This is a genomic window from Streptomyces sp. NPDC021080 (assembly GCF_044333225.1).
In the GTDB taxonomy this organism is placed as follows: Bacteria; Actinomycetota; Actinomycetes; order Streptomycetales; family Streptomycetaceae; genus Streptomyces.
On record NZ_JBIRQM010000017.1, the window covers coordinates 107,289 to 121,451 of the forward strand.

The window sequence follows — 14,163 nt, forward strand, 5'->3', positions numbered from 1 at the left end:
ACACTTCGTCGCGCACGCCTCGGCCCGGATCAGGTAGACGGCCGACGCCTCTCGCACCAGTGACATCCAACGTGGTCGCTGCAGGTCGGCGACGCGACGGCGACCGGCTTCCCTGCCAATGGACAGCTCCTGTCCGGCACGGTTTGCGCCGAAGTGGGTCACCGGTTCGGGAAACGCGGAACCTGCGGGGACTCCGATCGCTCCTGGTAGGTGAATTTCGTGTCCACCGTGAGGGCGCGGCGGGCTTGTTCTGTCCTTTGCCACGTCGGTCCGGCGCCGTCTCCTGCCTGCTCCGTCGTGTGCCCGTTCCGCCTTGGCCGCAAGAGGGGGCCGATAACGCACCGTTCTTCAACGCTCGGGCCGGTGTCGGCCTCAACCCCCTCCAGGCTGCGTCTTGTCCGGGTTCAGGCAGTCGCGGTCAGCGAGGGCCGGCCTGAGCCGGCGTGACGACCACCGACCACCGATTGCCGGGCAGTTGCTCCCGCTCGTCCTGTCCTCCACATGAGAAGGCTCACCAGTGATCCATGAGAAAACGCCCGTGTTGGTCGACGAGTCAGGGGAGGGGGTGAATGGCCGGCCGGCCTCCTGGGAGCGGCGGCTGCGGGACTTCGGGCACGTCGGGCGTCCGTCTGTGTCCGTGCGCGAGCGCCTGGTCGTGCCGTTTCCCGAACCCGGGTCATGGCTTTGGCGCACGCTCGGGTTCTCCCCGGCAGCGGGGCGCCGGCTGGCGCGCTGGTCGCAGTGGGGCGGGCCGCTGCTGGTGGCGCTCCTGGCCGGGCTGCCGCGTTTTTGGCGTCTGGGCAGCCCGCGGGCGGTCGTGTTCGACGAGACGTACTACGCCAAGGACGCCTGGTCGATGCTGCGGTTCGGCTACGAGGGCACCTGGCCCAGCAGCAAGATCTCCGACCCGCAGATCCTCGCCGGTCCGCAGGTGATCCCGCTCTCCGACACCGGGTCCTTCGTCGCGCACCCGCCGACGGGCAAATGGGTCATCGCCCTCGGCGAGTGGATCTTCGGCCTCACCCCCTTCGGCTGGCGTTTCATGACGGCGCTCCTTGGCACGCTGTCGGTGCTGATGCTGTGCCGAATAGGACGCCGCCTGTTCCGTTCGACCCTGCTGGGCTGCCTGGCCGGAGCGCTGATGGCCGTGGACGGTCTGCACTACGTGATGAGCCGCACCGCGCTGCTCGACCTCGTCGTCATGTTCTTCGTCCTGGCGGCGTTCGGCTGCCTGCTCATCGACCGCGACAGCTCGCGGGCCCAGCTCGCGGCAGCTCTGCCGGTCGACGAGGACGGCCGGGTGCGCCCGGACGGACACACCGGCGACCGTGCCGGGACGGGAGCGCGACCCTGGCGGCTTGCCGCCGGCCTGTGCCTGGGCCTGGCGGCCTCGACCAAATGGAACGGCCTGTACTTCCTCGCCTTCTTCGTGATCCTCACCCTGCTGTGGGACGTCGGCGCTCGCCGCGTGGCAGGAGCGCACCGCCCCTACCGCGCGGCGCTGTGTAAGGACCTCGGCTGGTCGGTGCTGTCCCTCGCCCCGGTCGCTGTCCTGACGTACCTGACGGCATGGACCGGCTGGTTCCTGTCCGACAACGGCTACGGACGCCACTGGGCGGACGCCCGGGGTGGCACATGGTCGTGGATCCCGGCTCCGCTGCGCAGCCTGTGGCACTACGAGCACGCCGTCTACCAGTTCAATGTGGGACTGAGTACTCCCCACAAGTACCAGTCGAACCCCTGGAGTTGGCCGGTCCTCGGTCGCCCTGTGCTGTTCCACTACGAGTCGCCGGCACCCGGGCAGGACGGCTGCCACGCGACGGCCGGCTGCGCACAGGCAATCCTCGCCCTGGGAACACCGCTCCTGTGGTGGTTGGCGTGCTGCGCACTCGTGTACCTGCTCTACCGATGGGCGCTGCGCCGTGACTGGCGCTCCGGCGCGATCCTCTGTGCGGTAGGTGCCGGCTATCTGCCCTGGTTCCTCTACCAGGACCGCACGATCTTCTCCTTCTACGCGGTCGTCTTCGTGCCCTACCTGTGCCTGGCCGTGACGATGATGCTGGGAGCCCTGTTGGGTCCTGCGGGAGCGACTCAGGGGCGCCGCATACGAGGTGCGGTGGCCGCGGGCCTGCTGGTCCTGCTCATCGCCTGGAACTTCATCTACTTCTTCCCGGTCTACACCGGACAGACGATCCCGTACGCCGACTGGCACGCCAGAATGTGGCTCGACACCTGGATCTGAGCCCAGCCACCCGCCACCCAGTACGCGGCGCTGCGCGCGTCCTCGACCCGACGGGAGCCGATCCGGCGTCCGTCACCGGGGCTGCGAACGATGCGAACGCTCACGCCATTCCGCACTGCCGGGGGACCGGGCGGCGGCCCCCGGGCAGTCCGTTCGCGTCCAGAGGACGCGCGCTGTGGATACGGCCTCGGGAGGCACCGTCGAACCGCCTTACGGGTGGGCATCGTGGAGCGATTGCTCCAGCATTGGCCGGCCGAGCCAGCGCAGGACTTGCCCGCCGTGCTCCATCGGGGAGAAACACGGCAGGAAACGGATGGCCACCCTGGGAGCCGTCTACGATGCCGAACCCGCGCCACGCACAGCCGACGACATCATCGCCGACCCCGACCGGCAGGACGACGCCGGCCACGGTGCCGAACCCGAGCGCCGCCAGGGGCCCAAGGCCCGGTCGAAGTGGCTGTGCGGCTCGGTGACCCACACCGCCGCGCAGGTGGTGGCCGCTGTGTTCGACCAGGCAGAGCACCGCGACCCCGGCCACCGACGTCCCTGGGTCGTTCTGGTCGACGGGGCCCGCCATCAGATCGACCTCATCAAGGCCGAAGCACAGCAGCGCGGCGTGGACGTCCATATCATCGTCGACCTGATCCACGTGCTCGAATATCTGTGGCGAGCAGCCTGGTGCCTGCACGACAGTGGCGATGCCTGCGCGGAGCACTGGGTCGCCCGTCACGCCCGCGTCCTGCTGGGCGGCGGCGTGCAGCAGACCGCCGCCGCACTCGAGGAAGCCGCCCGTGCCGCCGGACTGCCTGGCGCCCGGCGCAAGGGCATCGACGAGGCCGTCAACTACCTGACCGGCAAGGCCGAGCACCTGCGCTACGACACCGCCCTCGAACGCGGCTGGCCGATCGCCACCGGAATCATCGAGGGAGCATGCCGGCACCTGGTCAAAGACCGCCTGGGCATCACCGGAGCCCGCTGGGGCCTGTCCGGAGCCGAAGCCGTACTTAAGCTGCGTGCCGTCCGCGCCAACGGCGACTTCGACGCCTACTGGGCCTGGCACCAGCAGGAGTTCACCCGCAACCACCAAAAGCGCTACCGCGACCAGGACATACCCAAGGCCCAGGGCTGATTCAAAGGCCTGAGGGTCATGGAAACGTGCAGGTCGCTGGGGTGTGACGATCCGGCGGAAGACCGTCACGGACGCAACGAAGCTCCGGTTGACGGGGTGACCTTCCCAAGTCGCCCTGCCCGTCCGGAGCTTCGATGTGCCGCCAGTCTGCCACTGTCTGCCTGGCCAAGTCGCCCACCGCCGCCCAGCGCGGCGTGAACGGTGTCACCGAACGGCTGGCCGTTCTTCGCGATCCGCGCGATCGGCGGGGGCGGCGTCATTCGCTGGTGTCGGTCCTGCTCACCGCCTGCTGCGCGGTACTCGCCGGGGCTCGCTCCTATCTGGCGGTGGGCCAGTGGGCCCGCCACGCGCCCCTGGATGCACTCGCCCGGCTCGGCGTGCGCGCGGCCGGCCCGCTGGGTGTGCGCCGCGCACCGTCGAGTTCCACCATCCGCCGCCTGCTGACTCTCGTATGTCCCGGCGGGCTTGCCGACCTGCTCGGATGCGACCCTGCGGGCAGTCGGCACCTGGCTGTGGACGGCAAAGCCGCCCGCGGCTCACGCACGGACGCCGGCCCGGCCGCCCACCTGCTCTCCGCCGTCCTGGACGGCGGACGCACCGTCAGCCAGCCGCGGGTGCCGGACAAGACCACCGAGGTCACCGGCTTCACGAAGCTGCTGTCCCCGTTCGACCTGGCCGGTGTCGTTGTGACCGCCGACGCCCTGCACACCCATCGTGACCACGCCAGGTGGCTGGTCGAAGCGAAGAGGGCGCACTACCTGCTCGTGGTCAAACGGAACCAGCCGACGCTGCACAACACTTTGCGATCGCTGCCGTGGAAAGAGGTGACCGCCCGCCGCTACGACCGCGAGGCGGGGCACGGACGGCGTGAGACCCGCTCGGTACGCACTCTCACCGTCACCGGTCTCGGGCTGGACTTCCCCTACGTGGCGCAGGCCGCGAAGATCCACCGGCACCGCACCGACCTCAAGACCGGCAATATCACCCGCCAGACCGTCTACGCCATCACCGACCTGACGGCGCGTGCGGCATCTCCTCAGGCCATCGGCCAACTCGCCCGCGCACAATGGGGCATCGAGGCCGTGCACCACGTCAGAGACACCACGTTCGGCGAGGACGCCTCGAAGATCCGCACTGGGCACGGACCGGCGAACATGGCCACACTGCGCAGCTTCGCGATCAGCACCCTGCGCGCAGCCGGCCACCACAGCATCGCCGCCGGCGTACGCGAGGCCTCCTATACGCCCTTCACCCGTCCGCTGGACTTGATCGGACTGCCCTGACCAGCAACGCCACATGATCACCAGGACTTTGAATCAGCCTTAGCGGCTGTGCAGAGCCCGTTCTGCGGCGTCGCGGTTCGGCGGTGGAATACGGGGCCACGCCAGGGGTGACCCTATTTCCAGCGAGACAGGGCGAGTGGCTGCGGCTGCGGCTGCGGCTGCGGCTGCGGTGGCGGTGGCGGTGGCGGGTGCCGGGAAGGACCGGCATGTCGTGCGTCGTGCACCGACAGCCGTCGACGGGCGCCGCCGACGGCGAACAGGACCCGTTCAGGAGTCCAGGCGGCGTTTGGCGAGCCAGGTGGCGATCTTCGGGTCGTGGTGGTCGAAGAACAGGGAGCTGCCGGTGTCGAGGGTGGCGATCCGTGCCATCTGCTCGTCGGTGAGCTGGAAGTCGAAGACGTCGAAGTTCTCCGCCATCCGTTCGGCGCGCACCGACTTGGGGATGGCGATGACGCCGCGCTGGGTCAGCCAGCGCAGGACGACCTGCGCGACGGACCTGCCGTGCTCCTTGCCGATCCCGGTCAGCAGCGGGTCGGTGAACAGGTCGTTCCTGCCTTCGGCGAAGCCGCCCCAGGACTGGATCTGCACCCCGTGCTCGCGCATCAGGTCCTGGTAGTCGGCGCGCTGGAAGAACGGATGGGTCTCGATCTGGTTGACCGCGGGAGTGATCTCGTTGTTGACGATCAGGTCGAGCAGTCGGTCGGGGTAGAAGTTGGCGACACCGATCGCCTTGGCGAGCCCCTCACGGTTCAGGGCCTCCATGGCGCGCCACTGGCCGTAGACGTCGCCGAAGGGCTGGTGCATCAGATACAGGTCGAGGTGGTCCAGGCCGAGCTTGTTCAGCGAGGTCTCGAACGCGCGGCGGGTGTTGTCCTCGGCCGGGGCGTCCTGGATCCACAGCTTGGTGGTGACGAACAGGTCCTGGCGGGCGATGCCGCTGGACTTGACGGCGCGGCCGACGGCTTCCTCGTTGCCGTAGGCGGCGGCGGTGTCCAGCAGGCGGTAGCCGGCCGCGAGGGCGTCGGAGACGGCGCGTTCGGTGTCCTCGGCGGGGATCTGGTAGACGCCGAAGCCGAGGAGCGGCATCGTGACGCTGTTGTTCAAGGTCACGTACTGCATGAGTGGTGTCCTTCGCGGTGTGCGGTGTGTGGGGGAGGAGAGGGTGGGGGAGCGGGGGTTGGTCAGGGGCGGATGAGGGCCTTGAGCACCTGGCGGTCGGCCATGGCCCGGTAGGCGTCCGGTGTCTGTTCGAGGGGGAAGGACCGGTCGAAGACCCGGCCCGGGGTGATGGTGCCGTCCAGGACGTCGGGCAGCAGCTGCTCGATGTAGGCACGGGCCGGGCTTGCGCCGCCGGTCAGGGTGATGTTGCGCATGAACTCGGCCGGTCCGATCGGCCCCAGCTCGTACTGCGGAACGCCCAGGCGGCTGATGGTGCCGCCGTCCCGGACCGCGCCCAGAGCGGTGTCCAGAGCCTGGCGGGTGCCGACCGCCTCGATCACCTTGTCCACGCCGCCGGTCAGCTCACGGATGCGGGCGATGCCCTCCTCGCCGCGTTCGGCGACGACATCGGTGGCGCCGAACTCGCGGCCCAGGCCGGTGCGCGCCTCATGGCGGCCGGCGAGCACGATCCGTTCGGCGCCGAGCCGCCGGGCGGCGATCACCGCGCACAGACCGACCGCGCCGTCGCCGACGACCAGCACCGCATCGCCACGGCCGACGCCGGCGCTGACCGCGCCGTGGTGGCCGGTGGTCATCACGTCCGACAGCGCCAGCAAGGACGGCAGCAGCGCGGAGTCGGCGGCCACCGGCAGCTTCACCAGGGTGCCGTCCGCGTGCGGGACACGGACGGCTTCGCCCTGGCCGCCGTCGACGCCGTCGAAGCCGTACCGGCCGCCGTTGCGGCACGAGATGTGCAGACCCTTGGCGCAGTAGTCGCAGGTGTTGTCGCTGTAGGTGAACGGGGCGACGACCAGGTCGCCGGCCTTCAGTCCCCTCACGTTCGCACCGGTCTCCTCGACGACGCCGAGGAACTCGTGCCCCATGGGGCGGCCGGTGCCGGTGGCGGACATCGACCGGTAGGGCCACAGGTCACTGCCGCACACACACGTGGCCACCGTGCGGACCACCGCGTCGGCCGGGCTCACGATCTTCGGATCGGGCCGGTTTTCGACGCGGACGTCTCCGGCTCCGTACATCACTGCTGCACGCATGAGAGGGGCTGCTCCAAACAGGGGTCGTGCCTGGGTGGTGTGGACGATCAGCGTTCGAGCAGCTGCGCCTGGGCCTCGGTGTGGGTGTCACCGGCGGCGGGCGGCAGGCTGCCGAGAGTGCCGAGTTGCTCCGGAGTGAGGGCGACCGCGTCGGCGGCGGTGTTCTCCTCGACCCGGTCGACCCGCTTGGTGCCGGGGATCGGGGCGATGTCGTCGCCCTGGGCGAGCAGCCAGGCCAGCGCCACCTGCGCGGGCGTGGCGCCGACCCGGTCGGCCACGGCCTGGACCTCGTCGGCGATCGCCAGGTTGCGCCGGAAGTTCTCGCCGGTGAAGCGCGGGTTGTCGCGCCGGAAGTCGTCCTTGTCGAACTGGTCGGTCGAGCGGACGGTGCCGGTCAAAAAGCCGCGGCCCAGCGGGGAGAAGGGCACCAGGCCGATGTTCAGCTCCCGCAGCACGGGAAGGACGTGCTCCTCGATGCCGCGCGTCCACAGGGAGTATTCCGACTGCACCGCGGTGACCGGCTGGACGGCGTGCGCGCGGCGGATCGTGTCCGGCCCGGCCTCCGAGAGGCCGAACGCGCGCACCTTGCCCTCGGCGATCAGCTCCGCCACCGCGCCGGCGGTCTCCTCGATCGGTGTGTTCGGATCCACCCGGTGCTGGTAGTACAGGTCGATGTAGTCGGTGCCCAGCCGCTTCAGGGAGCCCTCGACGGCCGTACGGATGTTGCCCGGCCCGGAGTCCAGGTTCCAAGCACCCTTGCCGGCGTGGGAGACCAGGCCGAACTTCGTGGCCAGCACCACCTTCTCCCGGCGCCCCTTCAGTGCCCGCCCGAGCAGCTCCTCGTTGGTGTAGGGCCCGTAGATCTCGGCGGTGTCGATGAGCGTGACACCCAGCTCCAGCGCCCGGTGCACGGTCCTGATCGACTCCGCCTCGTCGGTACCGGAACCGGTGTAGCCGTGGGACATGCCCATCGCCCCCAGGCCGATCCTGGAGACCTCGAGGTCACGCAGCTTGATGTAGCGCATTTCGCCCTCTTCGTATCGTGGCGTCGCCCGGCCCCCTCACTCTCGCCCGGCCCGGCAGGACATGCCTTGCGGTGGCCGGGGCGAGGGGCCGGCGTCTTGCCCCTTCACCTTCGCCCTGATCGCGCCGGTGTGGCAGGGCGGGCTCTTCAGGGGTAACGACAGGGCCCCCCTCCCACCGGCACGGCAGGTACGGGGCGGGTGAGACTGGAGGCATGGCATCCCAGAGCGCGCACAGCGAGGGCGCCGAGCTGGGCCGCTACCTGCGTGCCCGCCGCACCCAGACCAGCCCCCAGCACGTCGGCCTCACCGTCGGCACAGGCATCCGCCGCACCCCCGGCCTGCGCCGCGAAGAGCTCGCGACTCTGGCCGGCATCAGCATCGACTACTACGTACGCCTCGAGCGCGGCAAGGAGACCCGTCCCAGCCCCGCCGTCCTCGACGCGCTCGCCCGTGCCCTGCACATGGACGACCAGGAACACCAGCACCTGCGCGAGCTCGCCGCCCGGGCCGCCCGCTACACCTCCGAACCCCCGCCCGCACCCAGCCGCACCGTGCGCCCCCACCTCAGACTGCTGCTCGAATCACTGCGCCCCAACCCGGCCTACGTCATCAGCCGCAGCATGGACCTGCTCGCCTGGAACCCCGGAGGCCTCGCCCTCTACCCCGGCCTCGACGACTGGCCCGCCAAGCAGCGCAACCTCGCCCGCTACCTCTTCCTCCACCCCGTCGCCCAGGACCTGTTCGCGGACTGGGACCGGCAGATCACCGGCTGCGTCGCCCGCCTGCGCGCCATCGCCGGCACCACTCCTGACGCACCCGACCTGACCAACCTCGTCGGCGAACTCCTCCTCAAAAGCCCCGACTTCGCCGGACTCTGGGAACGCTACGAAGTCACCGGCCGCAAGCCCGCGCACAAGACCTTCCACCACCCCCAGGTCGGCACACTGACCCTCACCTCGCAGTCCCTGCACGTGGAAGGCACCCCGGGCCAGCGCATCGGCGTCTACACCGCCGAACCCGGCAGCCCCGACCACGATGCCCTCCTCCTGCTGGACATGACCGCACCGCGACCGGCGCAGCGTCCCGCAACCACCCCGAAAGCCGCCGGCCAGCAGCCGTAGGCCCGTCTCCCGGGGCTTCGACCGGGCGCTTCCTACGTCCCGCACCTCGCCTTCGGGGCGGCGGCAGGGCGGCTCGCGCCGGCCGCACCGGAGACGGGCGGGCAGGCCCCTTTCGCCCGCAGTTCCGACACCGCCCACGAACACGACGCCCGCTGCTTCCGGCGTACCGCCCTGCCCTTGGCGGCGGCAGGCACGGTCTTCCCGGCAGGTCACGGGGCGTAGAGCACTCCATGACCACAGGAACCTTCCCGGCATCGTTCCCTGGTCACAGCAACGTTGCAGCCTCGCCCGCCACCCAGGTCCGCCAGACACGACGGCTGTTCGGCAGGTCAGGGCGGTCAAGGAGCCAGAGCACATACCCGGCGTGGCACCGCGCCCACGGACTGTCCGAATCGGCTGCCCGATCGAGTCTGCCGCGCAGGTCAGCGCTGTCGACAGCCCGGGCCACCCGCACGTATTCGCGATCCTTGCAGCGATACGCCCGGCGGACGACGAGCTCGACCAGGTCGGTGAGCTTCGCCTTGATCGCCTCCTCCTGGGCAGCACGGGCCACCTCACGAATCAGGCTCTGCTTCGTACCCCACGCCTTCGCATGCCGCGTCCACTCCAGCGGGTACCTCGCCTCCCACTCCAGGAAGAGCAACACATAGGGCAGTCCCGGCCACGTCGCCAGATCCCCGCCCACCGGTCTATTCCACACCCCATCAGGCAGCGAATGCCCCTGGGCTTGCCATTGCCTCTGGAGTGCCTGTCGAAAGGCCGGCTCCCGGTACTGCTCGTCCGCTCCCAGGGGCCGCGTCAGCCACCACATCTCCCTGGACCGGGCGACCGCGTCCGTGACCTTTCTCTGGGCCTCGGCCAGATGAACGAGCGCTGCGGCTCTCACGGCCGGATCCTCCGCTATCAGTCCGAACGCCCAGCCCAGTCGCTCAGCCCACGCACCAGCGTCGTCCGCGTCTGTATCCGCCTCTTCAGTCACGTACGGGATCATCGCCCAGCGCGGTCGGCCGGCTCCACCCGACGGTGCGAGGGAGACGCAAGGGCTCCGGGGTGCGACGGACGTGAGCAGCCTTTGGTGCGCTGCCGCGCTGTGTCAGCTCAGCGGGTTCCGGGCGCCGGGACTGCGACCGGTTCGGACGGCGCCGAACGGGCCGGTCAGTAGCCGCCGCTCTGTGACGATGGCGGGGCCTTGGTGATCGCGTTGCCGTCGGTGCCCAGCACGTACCACTTGGCGCCGAACGCGTCGAGCCCCTGCCCGTTGGTCTGCCCGGCCTTGGTGTCGTCGATGAACGTGTACAGCGGGTGCCCCTTGTACGTGACCTGCTTCGAGCCGTCGCTGCGCGTGATGGTCGACAGCAGCTTGCTGTTGACGCCGCCTCCGGCGGTCGGCTTCCCTTGCGCCTTCAGCGGTGGCCAGGCTTTGGCACAGTCTCCGTTGCAAGTGGACTTGTTGGTTTTGTCGGACTGGAAGAGGTAGAGGGTGTGCCCCTTACTGTTGACCAGGATCTTGCCGAGCGGACCGGACTTGGTGGACACCGTCGCGGAGGACGAGGTGCTCACCGTCGATTGCGCTGCCTGTACGCTGCGTGCCCAACCGGGGCTGCTGCCATCGGCGTACGCCACGGTGGCCGTGGACAGGAAGAGTGCCGTTCCGGTTGCTGCGATGAATGCTCGGGTGTGGTACTTCACGAGAAGTCCTCCGGCTACGATCGCCTAGGAGTGTCTTGCGGCCGTTGTACCTCGGCGCGCATCGCGCACCTTCCATTACACGCCAAAGTTGACGCCCCAGCCACAGGACCGTCCCGCCGCACGCCCTCTCTGACCTGTTTTTGCACTTGAGTGGCGCAGTAATGGACGGGGCATTGTTGATGCTGACGTCCGCGGTCCGGACGCGGCCGTGCCGCCCGCCGCGACGTCTGCCTCACGGCCCGGACACCTCCGTCGAAAGCGGCCATCTGCAGGCGTCGGCCTGCTCGTCGACGACCGGTGTCCCGCCTTTCGGTGCCGGGGTGCGTGCTCGCCAAACGCTGTCGAGGCGCGGATCCTGCTGGTGCAGGCTCTTGAAGCACCTGAGAACTGCGCACAGTCGCTCTCGGACGCCCCGGGTCACCCACGAGCAGCTGGCCGCCGTGCTCCTCGACGGGACTGAACGAACGAGGGCGCCGCTCCCGCTACTGCCCCCACTCACTGCCCCCATCGCATGGTAACAACTGTTACCATGCGGGTATGGCGAAGACACAGCTAGGTGCGCGCGTGGATGAAGACGTGGCGGAACTCGCGAAGAAGCGAGCCGCCGACCTGGGCCTGAGCATCGGCGACTACCTCGCCCGCCTGGTGCAGGACGACACCAGCGGTCTGCGCGCCCGCGCAGTGGACGCGGCCACCCGCTTCCTGGCCGAACACCAGAGCATCTTCGACGAAGCCGAGAACGCCCAGCAGGCGCCCCGGGGAGCGCGCGCGGCCTGATGAACCTGCACATCGACGTTCCCTGGATCCTGCAGGTCGCCGAGGCCGCCGGAGCCAGCGATCCGGCCCCCGACGACTACGGCGTTCCCCTCTCGGCGGTCGCCCGCCACCGCGCCGAACTGTTCGAGCAGCCCGTCTACGACGGCCCCTACGCCAAAGCCGCCGCCTTGGTGCACACGCTGGGCCGGTGCCGCTGGCTGGAACGCTCCAACATGGCCGTCGCCGCCGCGTCCGGTGTCATGTACCTGGAGGCTGTCGGCATCCCCGTCAAGCCCGCCCGCGAGGACGCCATCGCCCTCAAGGACCTGCTCATGGACTCGGCCTGCACCGCCGGGAAGATCGCCGCCCTGCTGCGGACTTGGCCCACGACCACCTGAAACGACTCGGTTGCCGCCCCGCACACCGGCGCGGGCCGCGCTCCAGGCGGGACACCAGGCCGGATCGATCGCGTCCAAGGCGCCCGGGGGGCCTTTTTTGAGAGTTCTCCAGCCGGCCGCCGCGATGGGGGAGCGGGGCAGTGGGGCGGGCAGACGGGGACCCCGTGGCACGCTGCATGATCCGTGGCGGCGCACCGTGCCCGGTCCGGACGTCGGACGGGGCGAGCGGTGGACGCCGCCTCCGCCACGAGGACGTCGAAGGAGTCGCTGACCCGCTCCACTCGCACATCGATCCCGGGAAACAGCGCAGCCTCGCCCGTTTCGCTCGTCATGCCAGGACGTACGCTGCTGAAGGTCCGCGGCCACCGTGTGGTGCGTTCTGACCAGTGGGCTGCGCTGAGGTCGATGCCGGTCAGGTCCGCGTTCCTCAGGTTGGCGGTGGTGAAGTCGTCCTCGGGCGGACCGAACTCGCACTCCGTGCTACGGCCGGAGCTGATGGACTTCTTCCTCGGCGAGACGCCGGCGAAAAGGTTCGCCACGGGTCTGGCGCCGGAGTGCGGCCTGTGACGGACTCGTGTTGGACGTCTTCGTCAGCAATCACTGGCAGGTGCCGACCCCGCCGCTCACAATGCGGCGCCGCTGATGGGGAGAAGACCCCGGTCAGGGGCACCCCGGCGGCGGCCTACATCACCATTTCCGGGGCCGGCACATGCCGCCTCACAAGAGTGCGGGCGAAGCGTGGCTCAGCCGGGCAGGGTGGATTTCTGGCCGGACGGGGTGACGGCGTACCACTGTTCGTCCTTGCCCTGGCCGTTCATCTGCCCAGCCTCGGTGTCGCCGATGTACCGGTACAACGGCCAGCCGCCAAGCGTGAGTTGCGTCATGCCGTCGCGGTGGACCGTGCCGAGAAGGCTCTTCTCGATACCACTGGTCCGTACGGCATCCTGCACGATGACCGGCATCCACGTCTTCGTGCACTGACCGGCGCACGTCCACCTGGACGGCTTCGGCCGGTCCTTGTCGTAGCGGTAGAGAGTCATTCCCTTGTCGTCGGTGACTACGCTGCCCGTTCCCTTCATCGCCCTGACCGTCAGCAGGGTAGCCGTGGCCGTGTGTCCGCTCCCGGAGGTGTCGCTACCAGCGGTAGCGGAGGTGGCGGGTGCGGAGGCCGCGGGATCCGATGCGGCCGTGGCGACCGGGGCGGTGCTGTCCGGGCCCGTGCTGGAGACATTGTTCGCAGAGCCGCACGCCGTCAGGAGGAGCGCGGAGGCGAGCCCTGCCGCCGAGGCGAGGACCATACGTTGCCGGATCATGGAGCTGTCCTTCTTCCTGAGTCGCCGTCCACCTACTGCTTCAGTACGTCGGACGACTCCCAGCCTCTCAGCCGCTGATGTCATCTGACGCAGTCTTGACCATCAGCCGTCTCCGGACACGGCGAGACATGGATCAAGAGGGCATCTGATCTAGGGGGTTGTGAAAGTCCTGGCCGTGCGGGGTCTGCCCTGCATGGGTGGCGCCGTTGTCAGTGGTGTTGTGCATGATCGGCGCGTCAGCTCTTCGCGGAGATAGGAAAGTGCCATGCCGATCACAAACCAGCAGGTAGCGGGACACGCGTTCCTGCGGCCGATGTACGACGACCCGTACTTCCCTGATCACGTAGTCGACCGGGGGAAGGCGATCCTGCTGCGGCTGTGCGAGCGCATTGAGTGCGGACAGCCTTCGGATCTCGATGCCCTGTATGGGCTCACCCAGGCTGCGACGGAGGAGTTCAATCTGCTGGACAGGGAGTTCGTGGCGGCCGGGAGCGAAATCGAGACGGTTGCACGCGAGTGGATCTGCGACGAGTTTTGTTTCGTCGCGGCGGCATACGGGTTCACGGACGCGGATGCCGAGGTGCTGACCGCCGGCCGGGACTGGTAGACGAGTACGGGAAGGCCACCTCCGTTCAAAGCCATTCGTTGAGAGCTGCGATCAACTGCCGCCCGGACCAGACAGGCGGACGACCCACTTTTATGCCCTTCGGCAGCAACGGCTCCAGCACCGCCCACTGTTCATCAGCGAGATCTCCCCGCCCCTTGAGCTGTGATCATTCACAGCTCAAGATCCACTTTCGGCGCACCCCCAGCGGTAGACCGTCATTGCGACAGCGAGAACGTGAGAGTCCAAGGTCCGCTCGGTCCATGCCGGGACCAAGTCCCCCTTGCTGCTTCCGTAGTAAACCCGGAAGGAGTTGCCGTGGGCCTTGGTGTGTTCGACCGCGTGCCGGTCGAGGGCGGCCACGTAGGCGCAGCCCGTCGTAGAGAAGGGTGG

Annotated in this window: 14 protein-coding genes; 8 read left to right on the forward strand and 6 right to left on the reverse strand. The window is 69.1% G+C overall.

The genetic code is table 11. From position 1 onward, the window contains the following. Positions 1–565: 565 nt before the first annotated feature. The 3 genes from ACH4S8_RS34770 (at position 566) to ACH4S8_RS34780 (ending at position 4,654) form a co-directional block, all read left to right on the forward strand. Entirely contained in the window at positions 566–2,242 is a 1,677-nt protein-coding gene (locus ACH4S8_RS34770) for a dolichyl-phosphate-mannose--protein mannosyltransferase (RefSeq protein WP_398401335.1), read from the forward strand. 313 nt (positions 2,243–2,555) lie between these two features. Then, on the forward strand, positions 2,556–3,371 hold the full coding sequence (locus tag ACH4S8_RS34775) for a hypothetical protein (RefSeq protein WP_398401338.1): 816 nt from the start codon (positions 2,556–2,558) through the stop codon (positions 3,369–3,371). A 134-nt stretch (positions 3,372–3,505) separates the two neighbouring features. After that, positions 3,506–4,654 carry an ISAs1 family transposase gene (locus ACH4S8_RS34780; RefSeq protein WP_398401340.1) on the forward strand — a complete coding sequence of 383 codons (1,149 nt, stop codon included), beginning with the start codon at positions 3,506–3,508 and terminating at the stop codon, positions 4,652–4,654. A gap of 267 nt (positions 4,655–4,921) precedes the next feature. Here ACH4S8_RS34780 and ACH4S8_RS34785 read toward each other — a convergent pair whose 3' ends face one another. The 3 genes from ACH4S8_RS34785 to ACH4S8_RS34795 all read right to left on the reverse strand — a co-directional run bounded on the left by ACH4S8_RS34785 (position 4,922) and on the right by ACH4S8_RS34795 (position 7,889). Next, entirely contained in the window at positions 4,922–5,773 is an 852-nt protein-coding gene (locus ACH4S8_RS34785) for an aldo/keto reductase (RefSeq protein WP_398401342.1), read from the reverse strand. A 62-nt stretch (positions 5,774–5,835) separates the two neighbouring features. Continuing rightward, the gene (locus tag ACH4S8_RS34790) at positions 5,836–6,864 is read right to left on the reverse strand and encodes a zinc-binding dehydrogenase (protein WP_398401344.1); all 1,029 of its coding nucleotides are present in this window, start codon (positions 6,862–6,864) and stop codon (positions 5,836–5,838) included. A 47-nt stretch (positions 6,865–6,911) separates the two neighbouring features. Then, positions 6,912–7,889, reverse strand: a complete 978-nt coding sequence (locus ACH4S8_RS34795; RefSeq protein WP_398401346.1) for an aldo/keto reductase — start codon at positions 7,887–7,889, stop codon at positions 6,912–6,914. Positions 7,890–8,101: 212 nt separating this feature from the next. Here ACH4S8_RS34795 and ACH4S8_RS34800 point away from each other — a divergent pair, with 212 nt between their 5' ends. Beyond that, complete coding sequence (locus tag ACH4S8_RS34800; RefSeq protein WP_398401348.1) at positions 8,102–9,010, forward strand: helix-turn-helix transcriptional regulator; 909 nt, start codon at positions 8,102–8,104, stop codon at positions 9,008–9,010. A gap of 265 nt (positions 9,011–9,275) precedes the next feature. Here ACH4S8_RS34800 and ACH4S8_RS34805 read toward each other — a convergent pair whose 3' ends face one another. Next, a complete protein-coding gene (locus ACH4S8_RS34805; protein WP_398401350.1) occupies positions 9,276–9,989 on the reverse strand; it encodes a hypothetical protein in 714 nt (237 codons plus the stop codon). Positions 9,990–10,165: 176 nt separating this feature from the next. Next, positions 10,166–10,699 (reverse strand): hypothetical protein, encoded by a 534-nt coding sequence (locus ACH4S8_RS34810; RefSeq protein WP_398401352.1) that lies wholly within the window; start codon positions 10,697–10,699, stop codon positions 10,166–10,168. Between the two features lie 537 nt (positions 10,700–11,236). Between ACH4S8_RS34810 and ACH4S8_RS34815 the strand changes: the two genes are divergently transcribed. The 3 genes from ACH4S8_RS34815 (at position 11,237) to ACH4S8_RS34825 (ending at position 12,420) form a co-directional block, all read left to right on the forward strand. After that, the gene (locus ACH4S8_RS34815; protein WP_398401354.1) at positions 11,237–11,476 is read left to right on the forward strand and encodes a hypothetical protein; all 240 of its coding nucleotides are present in this window, start codon (positions 11,237–11,239) and stop codon (positions 11,474–11,476) included. Then, positions 11,476–11,853, forward strand: a complete 378-nt coding sequence (locus tag ACH4S8_RS34820; protein ID WP_398401356.1) for a fic family toxin-antitoxin system, toxin component — start codon at positions 11,476–11,478, stop codon at positions 11,851–11,853. Before ACH4S8_RS34815 ends, ACH4S8_RS34820 begins: the two co-directional genes overlap by 1 nt. A gap of 330 nt (positions 11,854–12,183) precedes the next feature. Continuing rightward, positions 12,184–12,420 carry a hypothetical protein gene (locus tag ACH4S8_RS34825; RefSeq protein WP_398401358.1) on the forward strand — a complete coding sequence of 79 codons (237 nt, stop codon included), beginning with the start codon at positions 12,184–12,186 and terminating at the stop codon, positions 12,418–12,420. Between the two features lie 176 nt (positions 12,421–12,596). On the opposite strand, the gene ACH4S8_RS34830 is transcribed toward ACH4S8_RS34825, so the two are convergent. Beyond that, on the reverse strand, positions 12,597–13,166 hold the full coding sequence (locus ACH4S8_RS34830; protein ID WP_398401360.1) for a hypothetical protein: 570 nt from the start codon (positions 13,164–13,166) through the stop codon (positions 12,597–12,599). A gap of 265 nt (positions 13,167–13,431) precedes the next feature. Between ACH4S8_RS34830 and ACH4S8_RS34835 the strand changes: the two genes are divergently transcribed. Continuing rightward, on the forward strand, positions 13,432–13,773 hold the full coding sequence (locus ACH4S8_RS34835; RefSeq protein WP_398401362.1) for a DUF5713 family protein: 342 nt from the start codon (positions 13,432–13,434) through the stop codon (positions 13,771–13,773). The last annotated feature ends 390 nt before the right edge of the window (positions 13,774–14,163 follow it).

Bases quoted from the DNA above. Each gene is read 5' to 3' on its own strand.
- ACH4S8_RS34780 (WP_398401340.1), top strand. From the start codon at position 3,506: ATGTGCCGCCAGTCTGCCACTGTCTGCCTGGCCAAGTCGCCCACCGCC.
- ACH4S8_RS34830 (WP_398401360.1), bottom strand. From the start codon at position 13,166: ATGATCCGGCAACGTATGGTCCTCGCCTCGGCGGCAGGGCTCGCCTCC.
- ACH4S8_RS34800 (WP_398401348.1), top strand. From the start codon at position 8,102: ATGGCATCCCAGAGCGCGCACAGCGAGGGCGCCGAGCTGGGCCGCTAC.
- ACH4S8_RS34790 (WP_398401344.1), bottom strand. From the start codon at position 6,864: ATGCGTGCAGCAGTGATGTACGGAGCCGGAGACGTCCGCGTCGAAAAC.
- ACH4S8_RS34815 (WP_398401354.1), top strand. From the start codon at position 11,237: ATGGCGAAGACACAGCTAGGTGCGCGCGTGGATGAAGACGTGGCGGAA.
- ACH4S8_RS34795 (WP_398401346.1), bottom strand. From the start codon at position 7,889: ATGCGCTACATCAAGCTGCGTGACCTCGAGGTCTCCAGGATCGGCCTG.
- ACH4S8_RS34775 (WP_398401338.1), top strand. From the start codon at position 2,556: ATGGCCACCCTGGGAGCCGTCTACGATGCCGAACCCGCGCCACGCACA.
- ACH4S8_RS34785 (WP_398401342.1), bottom strand. From the start codon at position 5,773: ATGCAGTACGTGACCTTGAACAACAGCGTCACGATGCCGCTCCTCGGC.
- ACH4S8_RS34835 (WP_398401362.1), top strand. From the start codon at position 13,432: ATGCCGATCACAAACCAGCAGGTAGCGGGACACGCGTTCCTGCGGCCG.
- ACH4S8_RS34820 (WP_398401356.1), top strand. From the start codon at position 11,476: ATGAACCTGCACATCGACGTTCCCTGGATCCTGCAGGTCGCCGAGGCC.
- ACH4S8_RS34825 (WP_398401358.1), top strand. From the start codon at position 12,184: ATGCCAGGACGTACGCTGCTGAAGGTCCGCGGCCACCGTGTGGTGCGT.